This is a genomic window from Zhouia spongiae (assembly GCF_022760175.1).
Lineage (GTDB): Bacteria > Bacteroidota > Bacteroidia > Flavobacteriales > Flavobacteriaceae > Zhouia > Zhouia spongiae.
On the sequence record NZ_CP094326.1, the window covers coordinates 3,526,620 to 3,549,370 of the forward strand.

Below are 22,751 nucleotides of genomic sequence, written 5' to 3' on the forward strand. Positions count from 1 at the left end.
TTCAGGCTATTTTAAGCTCGCTGCTTTACAGCTATTTAAATGGTAGTATACTTTCAGATTGCTAATATCGAAGCATGAAGAATCTAACCATGTCTTATGATCCTGATTAATAAGGAAATCCTGAACGGTTGGTATTACACGAAATACCACAGAGCTCCCTTAGCGGATTTTTACACAGAAAACATGAGTTGTGTCAATAAAGAAACCCGGAATATCAGAAAGAATGATCTGTGATATCCCGGGTACTTAGCGATCGTCCGGAGTACTCTTAATCTACTTTTTTAAACACCAATTGTGTTCCAGTATCATTAAAAAGATATAAGCTGTTGTTTTCTATCTTATATTTCACCGAACTTTGCAGAGCTTTCAGGAAATCCCCTTCCTTGTTATCGCCCATACAAGCCATTTCTGTAGTTACAACATCTGTAAACCTCAGCAATCCTTGCTCAAAAAATATACGCCCTCTCATGTTATTACACCCTGCATATCCAAAAAACTTATTTTCTCCGGCATTAATTTCCATGTTTGGCAGTTCCTTGGCGAACATCCCGGCAGTTGCCTCTACTTCTCCTAACTTTTCCAACACCCAGATATCATGCAGTCTATAGTCGGTGATATAATTACCACATCCTTCATAGACCGTATAATCAGTTTCATTCCCTTTCTTTATTTCAACCTTCACTTTATATCCATATACCTTATCAGACATATTATCGGAACATTCTCCCTGAGATATCTGAACATTCATAGCTCCGCTTTCTACTTCAGCCTTATACATTTTTATATTTGCATCGGCTGCTCTTACAGGTTCTGTTGCAGGTACTGTAAACTCTTTATGAGCTTCTGTTAGGGATGTGAATTTAATCATCTTGCCAGAAAATTCAATGCTCCAAAAAGGTTCCGTTCCTACGCCTTTAAAATAAGTTTCACTATTGTTCTCCGTGACCGCAACAGTGCTCTCCCTGCTTTTTTTCTCTTTCATACCGGTTGTAACGGAATCTACAGGCTCCGTATTGTCTGCTTCTTTTGTTGTCTTGTTATCTTTACAAGCTGTAAAGACCATGGCAACGAATAAAACCGGAAAAATTACTCTTTTCATTTTTAAAATATTTAAGGTATAAAGGGAATCCAAAAACCGAATGCCCTTTAAAACCTTTATTAGATTTGCATTAATTCTTTATGATTGTGCTAACGCTATCATAATATCCAACTCTTCTATAAGTTTATCATCACTCCCGTTAAACCCTACGGATTTAAATTTGATCTTGCCATCCGGGCCGATAATAAATTTAGTAGGAATGCCTGACACGTTGTATCTGCCTATAACGTCATATTCTCTACTTCCCTCTTCTACGGGTGTATCCATCAATACGTTGAAGGTATACTTGTTGGCATCTATAAAACCTGATACTGATTTTTGCCTCGCATCTCCATTTGTACTTTCCCAGGTATTAACAAATAAAAATGCTACTTCCGGATTATCTTTGTATTTGGTTACGGCTTTTTGCATTCCGGGAAATGAAGCTTTGCAGGGACCACACCAGGTTGCCCAAAAATCGACTACAACCACCTTTCCCTTCAGATCGTTCAAAACAACATCTTCTCCCTGTAAATTCTTTAGCTGAAAAGCAGGTGCTTCCTCGTTCATCATTTTACTTTCAATCTCGGTCTTTGCTTTTTCATATGCTATTGTTTCTAACGCTTTCAGATAATTTTCAAAACCATCGTCAGATCCTTCACTCGCTAAATATGCTGTTTTTAAATACTCCTTGATTTTTACTGTTGAAGCACCTTTTTTGATAAAACTTTCTGCCTTATCCCGGGCTTTGGCATGATTGTCGTCCGCCAGTAAATATTGTACATAGCGCTCATTTGCTTCGGGTCCTCCATCTTCTCCTACAGCTATATCCTGATACTCAATAGCCTTTTTAATATCTCCTCTTTTAAAAAGAATCAATGCATAAGTATCTGCAAATATTTTATAATTGCGATCCAGGCTGTTCAGATATTGATTTTTTGAATAATAAACCGGTTTTTCCGAATCGCCTGATTTCAATCCTTCCAAAATATCCAGGGACTTTTTTGAAATTTGGGCTGCATATTCAAGGTTTTCTCCTTGTTCTGCCAACTTCCATGCAACACTGTTATAAAGGCTGGCCTTTTGCTGGTCGTTATCAGGTATTCGTGCAGCGTATTCTTTAAAAGTATCGTAATCTTTATTTTCAGCTACAGCCCTGGCTATCATACCGGTCATCCGCGTACTTAAATCATTTTTCCCAAATGTTTTTGTAAACGTTTCCAATATTTCTTTTTTCTTTTCCAGGTCTTTTTCTCCATAGAACTTCATCCAAACCTCTTCTTGTGCAGCTTTTCCGTCAGGGAATTTCTCTACAACTTCTTTTTTCAATACCTCAGCTATCGAATCGTTCCCTATGGCAGCATTTAATGCCACCAAGGTTCTGTAATCAGGTTCATCTATAGCCTGTTGCCCACTGATGGCTGCAATTCGTTCTTTTATATAGGCTTCTCCTTCTTCTTTGTTTTCCTTATAAAGCATTCGGGGGTAACTAAAATCCCATTCCCCGGCAATCGCGGGATTCGACTTTATATCTTCACGAAACAGTACTAAAGATGAATCGCTTGTGATTTCCAGGTTTATCCGGTTCCCATATCGCGTGTAATACCCTCCTGCACTGGCTTTAGATCCGGCTATAGGCTCTCCTTTATCATTGAATAGGTACGTTACAAATCCCTTTTTGTGATTGTTGTCGAATTCTTCTCCCGTTTTGATATGAAAAGCAAGCGCTGTTGCAGAATCAGGAATCTTAAAAGTACTTTCCCAAATTCCCTGGTCTTCCTTGAAATGGATGTCTACCGGATAGTAACTGTCATGTACAGCATAGTAATAATACGCCTCTGAAACTTCTTCGTCTGAATGGTATTGAATCTTTAGTGAATCGCCGGCCCGGGGTTTTTCCTTAGATAAAAGCAATGCTCCTATCTCTTGCCCCGGATCTTTCGCTTGTTCTGCCTGTTTACACGAAAAAACACTAAAAATCGTGCAAGTAACTAATAAATAAGATGTTAATTTCATAATTTCCTTATGTTGTTTTATGATTGAACATCCTAAATATACAATATCTCACGGAATACTACTTGTTAAAGTTTAGCTCCCTTCCGTCTTATTTTCATCCAGACCAAGAAGGTTATTATAGACAATACCATCCAAAAAGCATCAATAAAAAAAACGCTGAACAGATCTTTTTGGTAAGCTATCCAAAACCAGTTTCCGGTTACTGCACCGTTAACAAACGGTATTAAAAAGCCAATAACACTTCCGAGAAATAATGTTATCCGGTTAGTTTTGTAATCATCATTCTTCAGGATAAAGAAAATAGACATCCCAAGCCAGGTTAAAAAGTAAAACTTGTAAATATATGCCTGTCCTGCCATGCTGTTCAGCTTAACCGCTATAAATGCCAGTGCTGTTACCGGGTACATACTCAGGCATACGGCAAGGTATACATTAACCAGTCTGCGATTAAAGCGTTTCTTCTTTTCCGGGATGCTTTTCTTTTCTCTTGCCACCAGCCAGATTAAAACTCCGGATATAATTACAAAACAGGTAATAATACCTAAAATAAAAGAGACCACTCTTAATCCATACCCCCCGTAATCGCCAAAATGAAGCCTGTACAACAGATTTTTAACTACATCTGTATATGTCGTTTCTTTTAAAGGGTCTTTAACGGCTATCTCCTCTCCTGTTTCAACCTTATATACAACGTGGCCACTGCTCGAAAGCTGGTCTTTATACAACAATTCGCCTCCAACTTTAACTTCCATGCTGGTATCGCCGTAATTCCTGATATATACTGAAGTAGCGTGAAAACCTTCCCATCTTTTTTCGGTTTGCTCTACATAATCGTTTATACTGTATGTTTTTTCCAACTTTAACGCATTGTACGCTATCGGTACTTCACTATAGCCAAAATCCTGATAGAGTTTATTAGCATTCCCGTCATATAGAACCGATATCCCCGGAAACAATAAGAGTCCCTTAATCATAAAAAATGCCCCGGTTACCGCCAGTACGAACTGAAATGGTACCCCCAAGATCCCTAACGCCGTATGAGCGTCTGTCCATATCGTTTTCAATTTTGCCTTGGGCCTGAACACATAAAAATTTGAAACGATCTTTTTCCAGTGCACCAGAACACCTGTTACAATGGCAAATAAAAAGAATAATGCCACAAAACCTGCCAGGTGATAGCCGTACGGATAAGGTATCTGGGTAAAAAAATGCAAACGATATAAAAATTCGCCCAACTGATATTGTTCTGTATAATTGGAAATACTGTAGTTCTTTGAATCAAGGTAGAAGAATCCCGGAACCTTGCTTTGTTTGGCCACCAACGTATCTTTCGCCGGTGTAACAGATACGCTTACGTTTCTTTCGATATGCGACTGCCTGAACCATACATCTGAACTGTACAGGTTGTACTGTCTCGCTACATGATTTAAAGCTTCGTCGTAATTAAGCAGTATCTCATCATTTACGACCTCCGATTCTTTTTGTAATGCTCCCTGGTTGCGTTCCCAGTTATTTATATCATCCCTGAAAAAAGAAAAGGAGCCTGCAAAGAAAATCACATATAACAGGGCGCTGATAATAATACCGCTGACGGTATGCAGGTGAAAAAATATATTGTAGTTTTTTACATTCATATACAAAAAATTAGAGGTTTGCGCAATAGGTAGCTAAACAACAAATTCCTGATAAAAGAAGGTATGCAGCCCAGACCTTCCATCCGTTTTTAGCCAGAAAAGCAAGAATCATTAATGTTATCCATAACATAAAGCCCGTAAATGTCATGGTTATAAGTACTACCGTCTTATCGAACCAGGAACTCAGTGCCAGATGAAACGTTACCGTTACAAGGTACCCGCCAAGAATGGCTGCTGTTATTTTGGCAAAACGCTGCCAGGGTGATTTCGTTAGGTGTTTTTTATTTGCCGGCATTGTTTATAGGATTATTATTTCTACAACAAAAGTGATCAAAAAAATGAAGGCCAGATGATTTGCCCTGAAGATCTTTAAAGGTGCCAGTATTACGATAAGGCTTCCTACAGTCATCCAAATCACTATCGCTATAAATGCACCTGCTGCGATACCGGAGGACCACATCAGCATTGCACAAGAAACCGATAAAAAAAACAGGCCCATTATCTTAGACATCCTGATATTGGCTCTAAGCCATCTGCTTAAAACAAAAGATCCTTCCAGCACTGCCTTTTCAGAAGCGTTGTACAAGGTATAAAACCCGATAAAAGCCATTAAGAAAACAATGGTATACATATAATATGCTGTTTTTATGGTTAATAACCAAACCCCGGACTCAGATCCGGGGTTTATAATAAGTGTTTTAAAACTAGCTACTAACTCAAATAATTAACACTTACTCTCTTTGTATCGTTGTTAGAGTTTTATACAATAGGTAGCACAATGCCATATAAACTCATAATCTGCATTCTTAAAGGTTCCCGGGGTCGTTTCATTATAAGTGGCCTCGACAGTATATATGGTTTTCCAGGGAAGTTTAAACGAAATTTCACCTTTTTCATCCGTTTCCATTTTCTTGCTCCACAGGTCGGACACATACACGACAATTTCATTTTTGATTAGCGGTTCTCCTTTAAACAATACTTGTAAGGCTACCTCCTCTCCCTTTTTAGCCGGACGAGAGCTGATATCCACTATCTCAATACCATCAGCATTGCTCCTTGCCGTATCAGCTGTTTCCCCTACTGACACCTTCGCTTTGGCATGATATTGAGGTTTGAAAATCCCGAAATCATATTGGGTATAATCCAATACGTTCATATTTTTATTATCTAATACAACGGTATAGGTTCCTGTTTGTCCGGGAATGAAAACTCCCAGGTAATGATCGTCTTTCGGAGCCACTTCCAGAGCACTTTTACTACCGTCAGGTGCGATCAGCCAAACGTTGAATTGACTTACATTTTTAAATGCCTCTCCATTTACCTTTTCTATAACTCCATATGTATATTCTCCAAAGCGGACTTTTACTTCATGCTTTTTATTTTCGGAACCGACCGGATTTGTTTCGATCCAGAGATAATGAGCGAATGTGTTGCCTGCTATCAGAAACATTAATAGTGCGATTATTTTCCTTTTCATCACGAATATTGTTTATGGTTAAAATCTGTATGCTACTGTAATCCTGCCGTTAATACCCGGTTCGCTTTGCCAGTATACATACTGACTATATGCAGAACCAGAGTACAGGTAATCGTTCAGAATATTATTTACATTTACATTTACTCTTAAATGATCGTTTTGCCAGCTCAGCCCTCCATCCAGTCTGAAATAATCAGGGAGCAAGGCTTCATTATCTGCATTCCATGCCCAGGAAGACCTGTCTATTTGGTATTGATACCCCAATGAAACTCCAAATCCATTAAGTGCACTTTCGTTTTTGAAGTTGTAGTTCAACCAACCGTTAGTCATATGCTTTGCATGACCTGCTATCCTGGTTCCCACAACATAAAACTCATTTCCTTCAGTAACTTCAACATTGGTATTTGCATAGTTAAGTACTACATTTAACTCAGGTGTTATTTCTCCTTGCAGGTCAAATTCAAAACCTTTGGATCGTACCTGGCCTACCTGAACAGAAAAATTAACATCTTCGGGGTCGGTTGCCAATATATTGTCTTTTGTAATTTGATATGCCGTAAGCCCGGCTTTCAAGCGTCCATTATAAAACGATTTTTTAATTCCTGCTTCTATGTCCTGAGCTTCTACCGGGTCAAATTTCTGACTGGTTCTGCTAATACCGTAATTCGGAGTAAACGACTGATCGAATAGGCCATAAACGGTAAGTGAAGGAAGGATATCATAGCTAATTCCTACCCTGGGGGTAAATTTCGATTCCTTACTTGAATCTCCATAAGCAAAAATATCTGCATCTGTATATCTTCCGGCTAAGGTCAGTCTTAATTTGTCGTCGAACATCCAGATTTCATCCTGTACATAAAATGCATTGTATTTGGTTCCTTGCAAGTTGGCAGCCCCTCTAACCTTTACCGGTATTGAGCGGTCGAACTCAGGCCATACTGCATTGCCATATACAGGGTTGTATATATTGAACGGTGTCTGGTCTATAGCTCCTCCCTGGTTCCAATCTGCATAGTATTCCAGATCCCTGAAATCATATCCGCCCATTATCTTATGCCTTATATTTCCGGTATTAAATTCTCCATTCATATATATCTGGGCCAATTGGTTTGTACTCAGTGCATCCCAAATACTCACCCCTCTTATCATGTCTCCGTTATCAGCCACAGACCGTGGCCAAAAACTCGCTCCTTCTGCGTTGTACTTCATATACATATGCTGAGCGCTTATATTCCATTTGTCGTTGAACCTGTGGGTTACATTTGAAGTCAGGCTATACTCTTCAATATTTGAAACCGGTGCACCTTCATCAATAGAAGAAAAATTTCTGTCTACCGCTTCAAAACCCGGGTCGGTCGGAGCGAATACATATGCAGACCCTACAATCAGATCGGCGTTTTGATATGTTAATTCAGTTGTAAATACCGTTTTATCTGATATGCTATAAGAAATTGAAGGTACGATACTATACCTGCTACTTTCATCGTATTCTATGTGAGATTCCCCGTCTTCGTACATAGCATTTAGCCGGTACTTTAATTTTCCGTTTGACGTCAGCTTTCCTCCTGAATCAAAGGCAAAGCGATAGTTGTTGAAACTCCCGACTGAGAGGGTCAGTTCGTTGATTCTTTCTTCTGTAGGTTTTTTGGTTACGACATTATAGAAACCGCCGGGTTCTCCCGCTGATAGCATAAATCCGGCCGGACCTTTAACAAATTCTATTTGTTCTACCATGCTCACATCCTGAGACAATGGTCCCCAAGGCATCTGAACGTTCATTCCGTTCCTAAAAGCCGGTAGGTTGAAACCTCTCATATTGATTCGTGCAAAATGCCCCCAATGCTCGATCATCATGGCTCCGCTTACATTCCGGGTTACGCTTTCCATCATATTCGTAATATTCTGGCTTTTCAAAAGAGCATCGCTGACGATTTGTATATTCTGTGGAAGCTTCATCGTTTCTGTTGTCAGTCGCAATGAGGTAGAAGGCTTTTTAATGAGAAAATCATTTTTCCCTTTTCCATTCACCACCACTTCGCCCAGCGATTCTGTAGTTTCCGTAAGAACAATATCCGGTAAGTTCAGAGTTCCGGCAGCTATTTCAATTTGTTTCAGGCTCTTGCGGTATCCAACACTTGTAACGATCAGTTTATAAGATCCCGTTTTAATACTTTTAATCTCAAACGATCCGTTTTGGTCCGTTACATCTCCTTTTTGAGTGTTTTCTAACCAGACATTCGCATAAGGAATTGCTTCTCCGCTTGAAGTTATAACCTTTCCTTTGATATTACCGCTTTGTGAGAAGGCAGTAAAAGCAAAGCCTATACATGTACACAAAGTAAAAAATAGTCTCATAAATTTCGTATTTATAATTAGTCTAAATAAATAAAGGCAAATATACTGGCACTATTATTCAAATAAGTGACGTGATTGGAAATAAAAATGACGTTATGTGAAACATCTATGAAAAATTTAAGGGCCATTCATTATGAATAGCCCTTGAGAAGCATCTATAAATAATCAAAAGAATTAGAAACTATATGCTACCCTGAATTTGAAATTACGTGGAGGAGCTGCTCTCCATCCGAAGTGGGTATAGCCCCAAGCGCCCGGATAAAATCCCGTATAATTGTAATTGTCAGTAATATTATTTACCAGCAACGATATATTATAAGCTCCTAACTTATAAGAAACACCTCCGTCTAAACTGAAGTAATCATCCGGTAAAAGACTTCCGCTACCCGCCGGCCATGCTGCTCTGTCTTTTTGCAATTGATATCCTAAAGAAATACCTAAACCTTCCAGTTTAGTTGTTTCAGGTAATCTATAAGTAACCCAGGCATTTGATATGTGCTTAGCTGCTCCAGGAAGCAATTCTCCAACATTACCGGGGTCTGTATCTTTAGTTATCCTGGCTTCTGTAAAGGCATAATTCAGCACCACATTTAAATTTGGCAAGACTTCTCCATTAATATCTATCTCCAAGCCTTTAGATTGCGATTCACCAAATTGAACTGAATATTGGTCGGGTGTTACTCCGGCGGTAGTTGTCAGGTTATTCTTCGTTAACTGGTACCCTGCTATGGAAGTTGTAAGTCTTTCGTTAAACCAGGCCTTTTTTATACCAAACTCAATATTACTTCCTTTTGAAGGTTTTAGTGAAGTTCCGTCTTCTAACGGTAAACCATAATTTTCTTCAAAAGTCTGATCAAAAACTCCATAGACACTTCCATCTTCTACAAAAGAATAACTAAGTCCTATCCTGGGAGTAAAAACATCGTTTTTTGTAATTTTACCTGTATTTTCTATACGCTTGGTATTCGTATACCTCCCCGCCATGCTTAAGCGTAATTTATCATCGAAAAAACCTATTTCGTCATGAAAATACAAAGCTGTAAATGAATTTTTTTGATTATACCTGCCTGCTCTGTTCCTTAGGCTGACATTGTCATCCAGTTGTGGAAAATCATCGGTAGTTAAATTTGCAGCTCCCGCCTCCGGATCGTATATATTATATGGTGTTTCTTCTCCATAAGGGGTTAAATTAGACCAGTCTGAATAATATTGCTTTGCTCCCATATCGAGTCCTCCTACTATTTTATGACTTACCTCTCCTGTAGTAGCGGTTCCGTTTAAATAAGCTTGTCCCAGTAAAGTTATATTATCATTATCTAACAAACCAAAACTACGCGTAGCTGAACCATCATCCTGCAATGAATTATAACGCAATCCCAACTGTGTTCCCCTTTGCTTATAATTTAAATAATTAGCTTGAGTTGTAAAAGTCCAATTATTATTTATGGCGTGCTTCATGTTTACCAGTATACTATGATCATTCATAACAACAGGATCTTTCCTTGGATCTGAATATGAGGTGTTTACCGGAAACTCCTTAAACCCAATTTTTGAATAGATATAGTTTGCATAATTATCTATAGCATTATTCTGATAAATATATTCCATGGTTACTTCTGTATCTTCATCTATCATGTATTTAAATGATGGCGCTACAACATACCCATTATCATAACCGTAGTCGGTGTGTGAACCCCTTAATTTCCCCATTAAGTTCAGACGGTACAGAAGTTTTCCATCTTTAGACAACACACCGTCAAAATCAGCCTCCACTCTATAGGTGTCAAAACTTCCCAATGTGAGAGCCAATGTATTTTTATTTATTCCGGTAGGTTTTTTAGTTACCACATTGTATAGCCCCCCTAATGAAGTATTTCCCATCATGTAGCCAGCAGGTCCTTTTACAAACTCTATCCGATCAACAAATGACATATCGTCTTTTAAAGGCCCAAAATAACCGCTGATATTCATCCCGTTTCTTAACCCTTCTACACTGTAACCCCGCATATACATGAGTGCATTAGTCTGGTGCATTACTCTCCTGACTCCACTGGTATTTCTTGCGATGCCATCAAATAAACTAAAAGCAAGCTGGTCGTTTATAAGTTCATTACTTACTACCTGAATATTTTGAGGAACATCAATTAATTTTGATTCTAACTTTAATGAAGAAGATGGTTTGGTTTGCAAATAAGGACTTTTACTTTTCCCATTCACCACCACTTCGCCCAGCGATTCTGTAGTTTCCGTAAGAACAATATCCGGTACGTTCAGAGTTCCGGCAGCTATTTCAATTTGTTTCAGGCTCTTGCGGTATCCAACACTTGTAACGATCAGTTTATAAGATCCCGTTTTAATGTTTTTAATCTCAAACGATCCGTTTTGGTCCGTTACATCTCCTTTTTGAGTGTTTTCTAACCAGACATTCGCATAAGGAATTGCTTCTCCGCTTGAAGTTCTAACTTTTCCTTTAATATTACCGCTTTGTGAGAAGGCAGCAAAAACAAAACCTATACATATACACAAAGTAAAAAATAGTCTCATAAATTTCGTATTTATAATTAGTCTAAATAAATTTGATGCGAAATTAAAAGAAGAACACCTGGTCATTGTGACGTTTTATGAGAAAAAAAGGACGTGAAATAAAAAGAATCGTGGATTACTTGTCTCCTTTACATTTAATGATTGGAATTGAGGGAGCGTCTTTTAAAAACAAATGGTTTGACAAAAAGAAATATCTGTTAAAGCCGGAAATAGGTAAAGGAACTATCGAGGTGATCTCGTTCGACGATATATCTATTTCTATTAAAAAGATGCATTTAAAAGATGATGTTTTACTAAGGTTCAGTAACAATTATAACGGAAAGCATCTATCATTTTTATTAAAGGGTGAAATTATATTTAAGAATGATCTTGGCTGCAATGATCTTATTTATACCGATAACGATTCGTGTATGATCTGTTTTTCAGGATATAACGGATTAATAAAGGTTTCGGGGAATAAACAGTTTCATGAAATAACTATCAAGCTCTCCGATACTTTTCTTTCCAAACATCAAATCGATGCACAACGTTATATCAAGCAACTTAATGATCCGGATAGTCAAATAATCATTCCTATGACAGCTGAGCCGTTTAACATCATCAATGATCTGAACAAAAAAAACTACAAGGGAATCTCTCAAAAGGTATATCTGGAATCTAAGATACTCGAACTTATTGCCGTGCAAATAGATAGTTACCTTTCTTACAAGGCCAGCGAGGTTAAAAGCAGTACCAGCTGTAATATTAAAAAAATATACGACGTCACACAGATTCTCCGTATCCGTATGCACGAGAACTTAGGGCTCAAAGACCTATCATTGGCAGTGGGCATTAACGAGCATCTTTTAAAAAAAGAGTTTAAACGGGTATTTGGTTCTTCTGTGAGTGTTTATGCATTAAAACTAAAAATGCAAAAAGCAAAACAACTTCTTGAAGCCACAGAGAAACCTATTTATGAGATCTCTGAAGAGGTGGGATACAAAAATGCAACACATTTTAGTGCTGCATTTAAGAAATTTTACGGAAAGACCCCTAAAAGGTTCAGGGATTCATTATAGACTATTTATCGTCTTTTGAATTGCTACTAAATTTGTAAGCAGGTTTTCCAGATAATCCAGATGAAGCATATTGGCTCCATCGCTTTTGGCTGTGGCGGGATCATAATGAGTTTCCATGAATAATCCGTCAATACCTGTAGCCACGCCTGCCCTGGCAATTGTTTCTATCATATCCGGTCTTCCCCCGGTTACCCCACTTGTCTGGTTGGGTTGTTGCAAAGAATGTGTCACATCCAATACAACAGGTGCATATGCTTTCATAGTTGGGATTCCTCTGAAATCAACTATCATGTCCTGATATCCAAACATGGTACCTCTATCGGTGACCATCGCTTGTTCATTTCCGGAGTCTGTAACTTTTTTAACAGCATGCTTCATACTTTCAGGACTCATAAACTGTCCCTTCTTCAGGTTTATTGTTTTACCCGTATTGGCGGCGGCCACAACCAAATCGGTCTGCCTTACCAAAAAAGCAGGAATCTGGAGTATATCAACATATGCAGCAGCTTTTTCAGCATCGGAGATCTCATGAATATCTGTAACGGTCGGGACATTAAATGTTTCTGAAACCTTTCTCAATATCTTCAGGGCTTTTTCATCACCAATTCCCGTGAACGAATCTATCCTGCTCCGGTTCGCTTTTTTAAAACTTCCTTTAAAAACGTAAGGGATATTCAGTTTATCGGTAATCTCTACGACACGCTCTGCTATTCTTAGAGCCATATCTTCACCTTCTATCGCACAAGGTCCGGCCAATAGAAAGAAGTTACCTGAATCAGTATATTTTATTTGTGGAATTTTATCTAATTTCATCAGTGATTTATTTATCAGGCAAAAATAAGTAATTAAAAAGACATAACATATAAGGTTCATGAGCCTTACAAACAACGTGGTTGGTTTCCTTTTCCCTTTGTATATTTGTTTCTAAACACCTAGCACTAATGAACTACGCAAAAAATATTCTGGAAACCATTGGTCATACGCCACTGGTACAATTAAATGCTCTTGCTAAAGATATTGATGCCCTGGTATTGGCAAAAGTGGAAAGCTTTAACCCCGGCAATTCTATTAAAGACCGAATGGCTGTTAAAATGATAGAAGATGCCGAATCGAAGGGATTATTAAATCCGGGTGGTACCATTATTGAAGGAACATCAGGGAATACAGGTATGGGATTGGCCCTGGGAGCCATTGTAAAGGGGTATCGCCTGGTATGTGTCATTAATGATAAACAGTCGAAGGAAAAAATCGACATCCTTCGGGCTGTAGGGGCAGAAGTGGTAGTATGCCCAACCAATGTGGAGCCTGGTGATCCAAGATCATATTATTCTGTATCGAAAAGATTGGCTGATGAAATACCGAATTCGTGGTATGTAAATCAATACGATAATTTATCGAACGCGGCTGCTCATTACGAACAAACCGGACCGGAAATATGGGATCAGACCGATGGTAGAATCACACACTTTGTAGTAGGTGTTGGGACAGGAGGGACAATATCAGGTGTGGGGAAATATTTAAAAGAAAAAAATCCGAAGATAAAAATATGGGGGATAGACACTTATGGTTCTGTTTTTAAAAAATACCATGAAACCGGGGTCTTCGATGAGAATGAAATATATCCATACATCACAGAAGGTATCGGGGAGGACATCCTTCCAAAAAATGTTGATTTTGATGTTATTGACGGATTTACCAAAGTAACGGATAAAGACGCAGCAATTTACACCCGAAAATTAACCAGGGAAGAAGGTATTTTCGCAGGTAATTCTGCCGGAGCTGCAGTAAAGGGATTAATACAGCTAAAAGAACATTTTAAAAAGGAAGATGTTGTGGTCGTACTGTTTCACGATCACGGTAGCAGGTATGTCGCTAAAATGTTCAATGATGACTGGATGCGAGACAGGGGCTTTCTGGGATCAGAGATTAAAACAGCTGCTGATCTGGTTAAAATACATGAAAAAAGTTCATTAATTACGGCAAAAACAGAAGAACTTGTGATGCATGCCATTGAACGAATGAAAAAATACGATATTTCTCAATTACCCATCACTGACAGGGAAGGGTATGTCGGGTCGATAGATGAATCTGACCTGTTTAAAGCCTGGATGGAAGACAAAGACATTGTAAAAAGACCTATAAAAGACTATATGCAAGCACCTTACCCGGTAGTTGACAAAAGTACTTCCATAGAAAAAATAGCTAAACTTATTAACAAGAAAAATAAGGCTGTTCTCATTGATTTGGGTAAGGGTATGTACCGGATAATAACTAAACACGACATTATCAGTGCATTATAAAATTAAGATATTAACAATCATTTTATTGCAGTTGGTCGGAATCTGACTGTTATAATTGCTTAAGAAGCTGGTTTTTTGTATTTTAGATACAAGTTGTGCCCTAAATCAGATATTCAGAATTAAAGTAATATTAACTTTAAATAGCTATTATATGGGGCAGATTGTACATCAAAACGCAATTCTTAATGTTTTTCTTAAAATCGTAGTCTTTCTACTGCTGGCTGTTTTAGGAATGGTACTAATTACCACTATCTTAAGTATTTTAGGAATTGTTCATTAGAGAAACGAAGAACTTTCAAAAAGTCGCAAAATGCGGCTTTTTTTATTTTGACAGCTATAATTAGGACAAACTAGTCTTATTAATTATATCTTTGTATTAAAAATTACTACTATGTTTTCGAAAGCATGTGAATATGGAATCAGGGCTACTTTATACATTGCTGAACAATCTATAAATAGCAGAAGGGTAAATATTAAAGAAATAGCAAAAGCTATTGATTCTCCTGAGGCTTTTACTGCCAAGATAATGCAGCAGCTCGTTAAAAACCATATTGTTAACTCTCTGAAGGGACCTTCCGGAGGCTTTGAAATGCCTAATAGTGGTTTTAACAATATTAAACTTTATCAGATCGTAGAGGCTATAGACGGAGACGCTATTTATAAAGGCTGTGGACTGGGGTTAAAGGAATGTAATGAAGAACACCCTTGCCCTGTTCATTTCAAGTTCTTAAGTATTAGAGAGGATTTAAGAAAAATGCTTGAAACCACTTCTGTTTCAGAATTAGCCCATGATCTTAAAAAAGGCATTGCGTTTTTAAAACAATAATAACCTGATGATGTTAAAAGATATATCCGGTATAGAAGATATAAAGCTATTGGTAAACAGCTTTTACGAAAATGTGCGAAAAAATGAATTACTGTCCCCTATATTCAATAATATCATAAAAGATGCGTGGGATACACATCTTGAAAAGATGTACAGCTTCTGGCAAACGGTTTTACTGGACGAACATACCTACTATGGAAGTCCTTTTATGCCACACGCTGAGCTTCCTGTAGACAAACATCACTTTGATACATGGTTAGAACTATTCCGAAAAACGATAGACACTCATTTTCAGGGTGAAAAAGCAGAGGAGGCCAAATGGAGGGCTGAAAAAATGGCTCAGATGTTTTATTTTAAGATTGATCATCACCGGAAGAACACTTCAAAACCTTTATTTTGATACCGTGTAAAGCCACTCCCATGAAAAAATTACTATCGGAAATAAGAAAGTGTACCATTTGTGCCGAGCAATTACCATTAGGCCCTAACCCTATTGTTTCTGCACACAAAAGATCCAGGATCAATATTATTGGACAGGCTCCCGGTACAAGTGTTCATAAAACCGGAATTCCGTGGAACGACCCAAGTGGAAGGCTTCTCAGATCGTGGTTGGGTGTTAGTGATGATGTGTTTTACGATCCTGAAAATTTTGCACTGATCCCGATGGGGTTTTGTTATCCCGGAAAAGGGAAGTCCGGAGATCTTCCTCCCCGACCTGAATGTGCTCCTTTGTGGCACCCTCAACTACATAAAGCCATGCCTGAGTTGAAATTCACCATTCTGATCGGTCAGTATTCCCAAAAATATTACCTGGGGAAAACGGCAAAAAACACACTCACTGAAACGGTCAGAAATTTTGAAAAATATTTACCCACCTATTTGCCTATACCCCATCCGTCTCCCAGAAACAGGTTCTGGCTTAAGAAAAACCCTTGGTTTGAAACTGAAGTGATCCCCAGGTTGCAAGACTTAGTCGGATCGGCTTTATAGTTTTTTTTCAGTGATATTTGTCAATAAGCGATTTAATAATTTCTCTAAACATCATATTTTCACTTTATCAAACCTTCTCCTTTTAACTCTTTTGGCTTTTCTATTGGTTCCGTAATAGCCATAGCCGTAACGGCCTCCATAGCTGAAATTAGACGTGTCTACATCGTTAATTACCATCATCATTCCATTCAGTTTGTTGTCGTCAAAAAGTTCTCTTGGATAATCCAACATTCTCTTATCTGTATACTCTGCTCTGGTAATATAAACCGTATTACCCGCATATTTACTTATAAGCAATGTATCGGTAACCAGCATTGCCGGAGCAGTATCTACTATTACATAATCGTAATTATCAGATACTATATCAAATAATTCTTCTAATCGATTGCTCATTAAGAGTTCTGCCGGATTAGGAGGGATTTTGCCTGACAGTATTATATCTAAAGGAATATCATTATATACGGGGTTAATAATATCCGCTACTTTTAAATCCGGCTTTTGCAGGTATTCTGTAAGCCCGATATTAGCCGGGATTCCATTCAAAAATAAATTAAGTCCCGGATTACGTATATCTCCGCCAATAAGCAGGGTCTTTTTATTGGAATATGCTAAAGTGAGTCCCAGGTTATAACTTACAAAAGACTTCCCTTCTCCATTGATGGTTGAAGTTACAAATATTATATTATTTAACTTTTTGTCCTTTTGTTTCCTCATCACATAGTCCAAATTGGTTCTCAGCAACCTAAAGGATTCTGCCAGAACTGATCTGTCATTTGTTTTAATTGTTTTTTCATTTTTATCTTCAATTTTAGGAATTTCACCTATTATCGGCACATCACGGAACAATTTCAGCAAGTCTTCTTTATTGTGAATTTTATTATCCAATAGGTGTTTGATACGAATAACTGAAAATGGTACCAGCATCCCTAATACAATTGCAGCCAGGTAAACGATCTTCTTTTTAGGCGATACCGGGGTGTCACTAACAATGTAGGCATTGTCTATGACTTTTATATTTGGTGATACCGATGCTGTTGCTATTTCTGTTTCTTCCCGCTTTTCTAGAAGATAAAGGTAAAGCGATTCTTTGATTTGTTGCTGGCGTTGGATATCTCTGAGTTCTCTTTCTTGTCCCGGAACAGAATATATTTTAGAGTTAATACGGGCTGCCTGATCACTCAAACTCTGGTATTTTATATTCAATGTGTTTCCAAGGTTATTTAAACTCTGGGACATCGATTCCTTCAAGCCATCCAGTTGTTGATCGAGATTGACCACGACCGGGTTCTTTTCATTAGAGCTTTTCAACAAACGCTGCCGTTCTATAACCAATTCATTATATTTTGTCGTGATATTATTGATTCCCGGATCCGACAGTCCGATATTAGCCGGCATTGTTTCATATGTTCCCCGCTGAGAAACCGACTCTTTCATATAGTTTACCATACTTAATTCGGTACCGGTAACTACCATCTCCTGCTCATTGGCCGAACTCGATGATAGATAAATATCAGCATCTGCTGCAATATTGGTAAGTTTATTACCTGTTTTAAATCTTTCCGCCACATTGTCTACATCGGCCAGGTCTGCGGCAATAAGGTCTATTCTCTTGTTCAGGAACTCCGTTGTTTGTTTAGACACTAAACTTTTTTCTTCAAGGCTGTTATCGTTATAGGTCTCTATTAATGTATTGATGACGTCGATTGCTTTTTCTTTAATAACATCGTTGTATAATATCTGGATCACATTAGATTCTACATCTATCGGCAGTACATTGATATTTCTCTTTAAATTCTGTGCAACCGTTGTTACAGGTGTAATATTTACTTCTATGGTAGCCCCTATATAGCTGTTTATCTTATCCAGAGATGGGGTAATCAGTAAATCACCAAGAGAGGAGTTAATTTTATTTCCGAATGAATACTTTTTCTTCGGCAACTGGTTGCCCTCTTTTTCTTCCCAATAATTAAAATCGTTTACGGATAATACTTCTATATATGCAGTTAATTTAGAATTATTTATAATTGAATCGGAAGCAATGAAATTCAGTGTAATCGGATAGTTATTATATTTTTCGACCTTAATGACCCTGCCTTGTGTGTAGTACTGAATATTTAGATCGAGTTTATCTACAGTTTCTATAAATACATCTCTAGAGGTCATAACTTCTATTTCATCCTGAACCTTTCTCATATTATTAGAAAAAATATTAAGATCACTGAAGGCTGTCATTTGCGAAGACGATGTTTTATCCTCTAATAGCATTACAGAAGCTGTTGCGGCATACTTGGGTATTGTATATCTTAAATATACAAATGCCAAAATGACTCCGATAGCAGCACTTAAAACAAACCACTTCCAATGTTTTTTATATTTAAATACAAAATCTCTCACTTCGTTGGTTTCTCTTTTCTTAAGAGCTGTCCTTATTTCTCCGTTTAACTGCATAAACTTATTTTCTGGTTATAATTACTACAGCAGATGTTATTAATACAGATAGTATTGATACTATAATAGTAGCTCTGTTATCTAAAGAGGCAGAAGTTATAGCCGATTTATTTGGTTCTATATATACCACATCATTTTGAGTTAGATAATAAACCGGAGAGTTTATAAGGGCTTTGGATGTCAGGTCGACCCTAGTGTATGTTTTGGTTCCGTTAAAATCACGGATGACCAGTACATTATCCCTTCTTCCTTTTATTCTCAGGTCGCCAGCTAACCCTAAAGCTTCGAATATGGTAATTCGTTCACTATCTATAGTATAAGTACCCGGCTTATTGACTTCTCCTAATACCGTTACCCTAAAGTTTTTAATCCTGATATTAACAATAGGGTCTTTTAGATAATCTTTTTGAAGAATTCCGCTTATTTTCTCTTTGGCCTGCTCTGTTGTTAAGCCTACCAATTGTACCTTTCCCAAAACAGGGAAATCTATATTTCCCTCTTTATCAATTAAATAATCTAATTCTTGAGGGTTACCGGTATTGGTAATGCCTTTAATAAGATTAAAAGGTTTTACCGATTCTGGATCAGATGCCGATATATGAATGCTTAATATATCGTCTACTTTGAGTTTTGGTTCAAAAGTGTCAGTATTAACTACCGTTTCAAATTTTTTGGCATTTTGCATATAAACAACCTCTTCTCTCGAAGCACATGATATAACCAAAAAACCTAACACAAGAACATAGCTTACTCTCTTTAAGGTTTTAATTCTTAAATTCATTAGTAATGTTTTTTACCTGATTTTCTTAAATTTAAGAATTAATTCTCCACTTTTTCAAAGAAATTCGATGTAAGTACTTTTTTTCGATTATCGGTTATTTTTTCCTGTTTTCTATCATACTTTTCGAATACAGAATTATTAGAAACATACTCAGGTATCAGCTCTTTCAGCTTCATCACAATACTGTTATTCTGAAAGAAATTTGAAATACAGATCTCTTCAATTACAGGTTTTACCCTTGCATAATTTACCGGTCGTGCCTTACTGATCTTTATCTTGTTATGATATGTAGGCAACGTGTTTTCTCCATTAGCAAGCAATTCTTCGTAAAGCTTTTCTCCAGGACGCAGTCCGGTAATTTTTATATCGATATCGGTAGGGTATTGTAGTCCTGACAATCGGATCATATTGAGTGCCAGGTCAAATATCTTAACCGATTCTCCCATATCGAAGATAAAGATCTCTCCTCCTTTGCCCATGGCGCCTGCCTCCAGCACCAACTGAGACGCTTCCGGAATAGTCATAAAGTACCGTGTAACCTTCTCGTGTGTTACTGTTAAAGGCCCTCCTTTTTCGATCTGTTTTCTAAATAAAGGTATTACAGATCCATTAGATCCTAAAACATTTCCAAAGCGTGTTATTATATATTTTGTTTCACTTTCGTTCTGCAGGCAGCTTATATACATTTCGGCTGTCCTTTTTGTTGCGCCCATTACATTTGTAGGGTTTACGGCTTTATCCGTAGACACAAATACAAACTTTTTCACTTTGTAATATGAAGAAGCATCTGCCACTATCTTGGTTCCCCCAACATTGATCTTAATAGCCTCATATGGGTTCGATTCCATTAAAGGAACATGTTTATATGCAGCAGCGTGAAACACCATTGTTGGTTTATATTCATTAAAGATATGGTCTACTCTTGCTTTATCCCTGATATCAGCTACAATAGGTATGATATTATCTCTTTTCTGTTGTAATAATTCCTGCTGAAGATCATAAAGAGCTGATTCTGCCTGGTCTACCATTATCAGTCTTTTGCACTTATAGCCTGCTATTTGTCTTGAAAGTTCACTTCCGATAGAACCGGCGGCCCCTGTAACCAATACAACCTCCCCTTCCAGTTCTCTGCCAATTACCGGGTTGTTTATATCGATAGGATCTCTGTCCAGCAGGTCTTCTATCTGTACCTGTTTTATCTGATCGGCATTTAATTTTCCGTTGATCCAGTTCTCAAAAGGAGGTATTGCCTTGACATCTACTGAAAGCTCTATTAAATCATTTACAATACCCCTGAATTTCTGAGTGGGTAAGTTCTGGATCGATACTATGATCTCCGAAATTTGATATCGCTCTACAAATTTTTCATTTAAACACTCGCGACCATATATGGTAAACCCGTTAATTGATTTCCCTTTCTTGGCTTCATTATCATCAATAAATCCGATAATATTTACTTTCTGATTGTGGTTGGATAACAACGCATTTAATGTAATAATCCCTGCATCCCCTGCGCCATATATCATAATGTTTTTCGCATACTTTGTTTTGCAGGTCATGTATTTATACGACATTTTAAAAAGTACCCTGCTCGAGCTTAAGGCTACAAAACTTAACAGGGAATGAATCATTATAATTGAAATCGGAATCGTAAACCCTTCCATAAAAGCCATTTCCCTGTTAAGAAGGACAAACGAAACAGTAAATCCAAAAAACAAGACAACAGCCATAAATACCCTGATAATATCTCTGAAACCGGTATGTCTGATGACTCCTTTATGTGATTTAACGATGAGAAAACTTAGTGCCGCAATAACGATTACAACTGGCAATTGCTTTAAAAACGGTTCGGGATTAAAACCCAATGTAAGATCAAACCTTATCAGGTAAGCCAGAATAAAAGAAGTAGCAACAATAAACAGGTCGATTGCTAACACCAGCCACTGGGAAGCATACTTTTTCGAGTTATATAATACGTAGTTTTTCAGTCTCATAATACAGATTTTATAACTTTGGTTATACTATATAATTCTTCGCGGGTAAGGTTTGATCCGCTTGGAAGGCACAAGCCTCTGTTGAAAAGATCTTCTGAACAACCATTGATAAAAGAGGTTTGATCTTTAAATACCGGTTGTAAATGCATTGGTTTCCATAGTGGGCGGGAATCAATATTTTCTCTTTCTAATGCCAACCGTATTTGTTCCCTCAACGCATAAGAAGGAGTCAATATGGTTGTTAACCACCTGTTGGCAAATACACCTTCAGGTTCTGGCAGAAATTCTATTTCAGCAAATTCACTTAACTGATCTTTATAATATGAATAATTAGCTCTTCTGGCATGAACCCTCTCTTCAAGAACCTCCATTTGTCCCCTGCCTATTCCGGCCAGTACATTGCTGAGCCGGTAATTATATCCAATAGATGTATGTTGGTAATGAGGAGCCTGATCACGAGCCTGAGTTGCCAGATGAACGGCCTGTTCCCGCTGTGCTTCGTCATTACATACCAGGGCTCCCCCTCCTGAAGTCGTTATTATTTTATTACCGTTAAAAGAGAGTATGGCAAGGTCTCCCAGGGTACCGCATCGCTTCCCCATATATAAACTTCCCAGTGCCTCGGCACTGTCTTCCAGAACAGGAATTTCATAGCTGTCTGCTATAGTCCTTATTTCATCAGCCTTGTACGGCATTCCATACAGATGTACGGCTACAATAGCTTTTGGTTTCTTTCCTTTGGCGATTCTTGATCTTATGGCCCTTTCTAAGAGTTCCGGATCCATATTCCAGGTATCAGGCTCACTATCAATAAAGACCGGATTGGCTCCCAGGTATGTAATCGGATTTGCTGAAGCGGCAAAAGTAAATGACTGACAGATCACGTCATCTCCCCTGGTCACACCCAACACCTGTAGTCCTAGATGTATGGCCGCGGTACCAGATGCCAATGCAGCCACATATACATTAGCACTCAGATAAGATTCTAAACATTGTTCAAAAGCTGTAACATTAGGTCCTAACGGAGCGATCCAGTTCGTGTTAAATGCTTCGTCAACGTACATTTGTTCCCGGCCACTCATGTGAGGAGACGACAACCAAATTTTTGATTTAGTAATAACTGTCATAATATCCTTGAATGATTAAACCATTATGCAGACAGTTAAGTTTGCAACATCTGGGTTTGCTATTAATCAATTCTTAAGGATATAAAAAGGGTAAGTCTAAAAACGGGACACAGCTCCATGGAG

At 37.9% G+C, this 22,751-nt stretch carries 18 protein-coding genes; 5 read left to right on the plus strand and 13 right to left on the minus strand.

Annotated features, from left to right (window positions below; translation table 11 throughout):
- Positions 1–268: 268 nt before the first annotated feature.
- From MQE36_RS14940 to MQE36_RS14975, 8 genes are all read right to left on the minus strand, one after another.
- Positions 269–1,099 carry an META domain-containing protein gene (locus MQE36_RS14940; protein WP_242936776.1) on the minus strand — a complete coding sequence of 277 codons (831 nt, stop codon included), beginning with the start codon at positions 1,097–1,099 and terminating at the stop codon, positions 269–271.
- 78 nt (positions 1,100–1,177) lie between these two features.
- A complete protein-coding gene (locus MQE36_RS14945) occupies positions 1,178–3,094 on the minus strand; it encodes a TlpA disulfide reductase family protein (RefSeq protein WP_242936777.1) in 1,917 nt (638 codons plus the stop codon).
- Positions 3,095–3,159: 65 nt separating this feature from the next.
- A complete protein-coding gene (locus MQE36_RS14950) occupies positions 3,160–4,728 on the minus strand; it encodes a PepSY-associated TM helix domain-containing protein (RefSeq protein ID WP_242936778.1) in 1,569 nt (522 codons plus the stop codon).
- Positions 4,729–4,738: 10 nt separating this feature from the next.
- Positions 4,739–5,023, minus strand: coding sequence for a hypothetical protein (locus MQE36_RS14955; RefSeq protein ID WP_242936779.1), 285 nt, complete (start codon positions 5,021–5,023; stop codon positions 4,739–4,741).
- Positions 5,024–5,026: 3 nt separating this feature from the next.
- The gene (locus tag MQE36_RS14960) at positions 5,027–5,359 is read right to left on the minus strand and encodes a hypothetical protein (RefSeq protein WP_242936780.1); all 333 of its coding nucleotides are present in this window, start codon (positions 5,357–5,359) and stop codon (positions 5,027–5,029) included.
- Between the two features lie 120 nt (positions 5,360–5,479).
- On the minus strand, positions 5,480–6,205 hold the full coding sequence (locus MQE36_RS14965) for a DUF4198 domain-containing protein (RefSeq protein ID WP_242936781.1): 726 nt from the start codon (positions 6,203–6,205) through the stop codon (positions 5,480–5,482).
- Positions 6,206–6,223: 18 nt separating this feature from the next.
- On the minus strand, positions 6,224–8,560 hold the full coding sequence (locus MQE36_RS14970) for a TonB-dependent siderophore receptor (RefSeq protein ID WP_242936782.1): 2,337 nt from the start codon (positions 8,558–8,560) through the stop codon (positions 6,224–6,226).
- A 174-nt stretch (positions 8,561–8,734) separates the two neighbouring features.
- A complete protein-coding gene (locus MQE36_RS14975) occupies positions 8,735–11,104 on the minus strand; it encodes a TonB-dependent receptor (RefSeq protein WP_242936783.1) in 2,370 nt (789 codons plus the stop codon).
- 77 nt (positions 11,105–11,181) lie between these two features.
- Between MQE36_RS14975 and MQE36_RS14980 the strand changes: the two genes are divergently transcribed.
- Positions 11,182–12,162: a helix-turn-helix domain-containing protein gene (locus tag MQE36_RS14980; protein ID WP_242936784.1), complete on the plus strand. Its 981-nt coding sequence runs from the start codon at positions 11,182–11,184 to the stop codon at positions 12,160–12,162.
- Here the strand turns inward: MQE36_RS14980 and kdsA are convergent.
- The gene (gene kdsA / locus MQE36_RS14985; protein ID WP_242936785.1) at positions 12,157–12,975 is read right to left on the minus strand and encodes a 3-deoxy-8-phosphooctulonate synthase; all 819 of its coding nucleotides are present in this window, start codon (positions 12,973–12,975) and stop codon (positions 12,157–12,159) included. The genes MQE36_RS14980 and kdsA overlap by 6 nt on opposite strands.
- 128 nt (positions 12,976–13,103) lie before the next feature.
- Here kdsA and MQE36_RS14990 point away from each other — a divergent pair, with 128 nt between their 5' ends.
- From MQE36_RS14990 to MQE36_RS15005, 4 genes are all read left to right on the plus strand, one after another.
- On the plus strand, positions 13,104–14,462 hold the full coding sequence (locus MQE36_RS14990) for a pyridoxal-phosphate dependent enzyme (RefSeq protein ID WP_242936786.1): 1,359 nt from the start codon (positions 13,104–13,106) through the stop codon (positions 14,460–14,462).
- Positions 14,463–14,853: 391 nt separating this feature from the next.
- On the plus strand, positions 14,854–15,288 hold the full coding sequence (locus MQE36_RS14995) for an RrF2 family transcriptional regulator (RefSeq protein ID WP_242936787.1): 435 nt from the start codon (positions 14,854–14,856) through the stop codon (positions 15,286–15,288).
- 10 nt (positions 15,289–15,298) lie between these two features.
- Positions 15,299–15,688 (plus strand): group III truncated hemoglobin, encoded by a 390-nt coding sequence (locus MQE36_RS15000; protein ID WP_242938864.1) that lies wholly within the window; start codon positions 15,299–15,301, stop codon positions 15,686–15,688.
- A gap of 20 nt (positions 15,689–15,708) precedes the next feature.
- Positions 15,709–16,278 (plus strand): uracil-DNA glycosylase family protein, encoded by a 570-nt coding sequence (locus MQE36_RS15005; RefSeq protein ID WP_242936788.1) that lies wholly within the window; start codon positions 15,709–15,711, stop codon positions 16,276–16,278.
- A gap of 51 nt (positions 16,279–16,329) precedes the next feature.
- Here MQE36_RS15005 and MQE36_RS15010 read toward each other — a convergent pair whose 3' ends face one another.
- The 4 genes from MQE36_RS15010 to MQE36_RS15025 are packed head-to-tail and all read right to left on the minus strand — an operon-like array spanning position 16,330 to position 22,628.
- Complete coding sequence (locus MQE36_RS15010; protein ID WP_242936789.1) at positions 16,330–18,726, minus strand: GumC family protein; 2,397 nt, start codon at positions 18,724–18,726, stop codon at positions 16,330–16,332.
- 4 nt (positions 18,727–18,730) lie between these two features.
- Positions 18,731–19,507 carry a polysaccharide biosynthesis/export family protein gene (locus MQE36_RS15015; RefSeq protein WP_242936790.1) on the minus strand — a complete coding sequence of 259 codons (777 nt, stop codon included), beginning with the start codon at positions 19,505–19,507 and terminating at the stop codon, positions 18,731–18,733.
- Positions 19,508–19,545: 38 nt separating this feature from the next.
- On the minus strand, positions 19,546–21,501 hold the full coding sequence (locus MQE36_RS15020; protein WP_242936791.1) for a polysaccharide biosynthesis protein: 1,956 nt from the start codon (positions 21,499–21,501) through the stop codon (positions 19,546–19,548).
- Entirely contained in the window at positions 21,498–22,628 is a 1,131-nt protein-coding gene (locus tag MQE36_RS15025) for a DegT/DnrJ/EryC1/StrS family aminotransferase (RefSeq protein ID WP_242936792.1), read from the minus strand. Before MQE36_RS15025 ends, MQE36_RS15020 begins: the two co-directional genes overlap by 4 nt.
- Between the last annotated feature and the right edge of the window lie 123 nt (positions 22,629–22,751).

Excerpts from the sequence above, each read along its gene's own strand:
- MQE36_RS15005 (WP_242936788.1), top strand. The coding sequence starts at position 15,709 with ATGAAAAAATTACTATCGGAAATAAGAAAGTGTACCATTTGTGCCGAG.
- MQE36_RS14990 (WP_242936786.1), top strand. The coding sequence starts at position 13,104 with ATGAACTACGCAAAAAATATTCTGGAAACCATTGGTCATACGCCACTG.
- MQE36_RS15000 (WP_242938864.1), top strand. The coding sequence starts at position 15,299 with ATGTTAAAAGATATATCCGGTATAGAAGATATAAAGCTATTGGTAAAC.
- MQE36_RS14950 (WP_242936778.1), bottom strand. The coding sequence starts at position 4,728 with ATGAATGTAAAAAACTACAATATATTTTTTCACCTGCATACCGTCAGC.
- kdsA (WP_242936785.1), bottom strand. The coding sequence starts at position 12,975 with ATGAAATTAGATAAAATTCCACAAATAAAATATACTGATTCAGGTAAC.
- MQE36_RS14970 (WP_242936782.1), bottom strand. The coding sequence starts at position 8,560 with ATGAGACTATTTTTTACTTTGTGTACATGTATAGGCTTTGCTTTTACT.
- MQE36_RS15020 (WP_242936791.1), bottom strand. The coding sequence starts at position 21,501 with ATGAGACTGAAAAACTACGTATTATATAACTCGAAAAAGTATGCTTCC.
- MQE36_RS14995 (WP_242936787.1), top strand. The coding sequence starts at position 14,854 with ATGTTTTCGAAAGCATGTGAATATGGAATCAGGGCTACTTTATACATT.
- MQE36_RS14980 (WP_242936784.1), top strand. The coding sequence starts at position 11,182 with ATGAGAAAAAAAGGACGTGAAATAAAAAGAATCGTGGATTACTTGTCT.
- MQE36_RS14945 (WP_242936777.1), bottom strand. The coding sequence starts at position 3,094 with ATGAAATTAACATCTTATTTATTAGTTACTTGCACGATTTTTAGTGTT.
- MQE36_RS15010 (WP_242936789.1), bottom strand. The coding sequence starts at position 18,726 with ATGCAGTTAAACGGAGAAATAAGGACAGCTCTTAAGAAAAGAGAAACC.
- MQE36_RS14955 (WP_242936779.1), bottom strand. The coding sequence starts at position 5,023 with ATGCCGGCAAATAAAAAACACCTAACGAAATCACCCTGGCAGCGTTTT.
- MQE36_RS14975 (WP_242936783.1), bottom strand. The coding sequence starts at position 11,104 with ATGAGACTATTTTTTACTTTGTGTATATGTATAGGTTTTGTTTTTGCT.
- MQE36_RS15015 (WP_242936790.1), bottom strand. The coding sequence starts at position 19,507 with ATGAATTTAAGAATTAAAACCTTAAAGAGAGTAAGCTATGTTCTTGTG.
- MQE36_RS15025 (WP_242936792.1), bottom strand. The coding sequence starts at position 22,628 with ATGACAGTTATTACTAAATCAAAAATTTGGTTGTCGTCTCCTCACATG.
- MQE36_RS14940 (WP_242936776.1), bottom strand. The coding sequence starts at position 1,099 with ATGAAAAGAGTAATTTTTCCGGTTTTATTCGTTGCCATGGTCTTTACA.
- MQE36_RS14965 (WP_242936781.1), bottom strand. The coding sequence starts at position 6,205 with ATGAAAAGGAAAATAATCGCACTATTAATGTTTCTGATAGCAGGCAAC.
- MQE36_RS14960 (WP_242936780.1), bottom strand. The coding sequence starts at position 5,359 with ATGTATACCATTGTTTTCTTAATGGCTTTTATCGGGTTTTATACCTTG.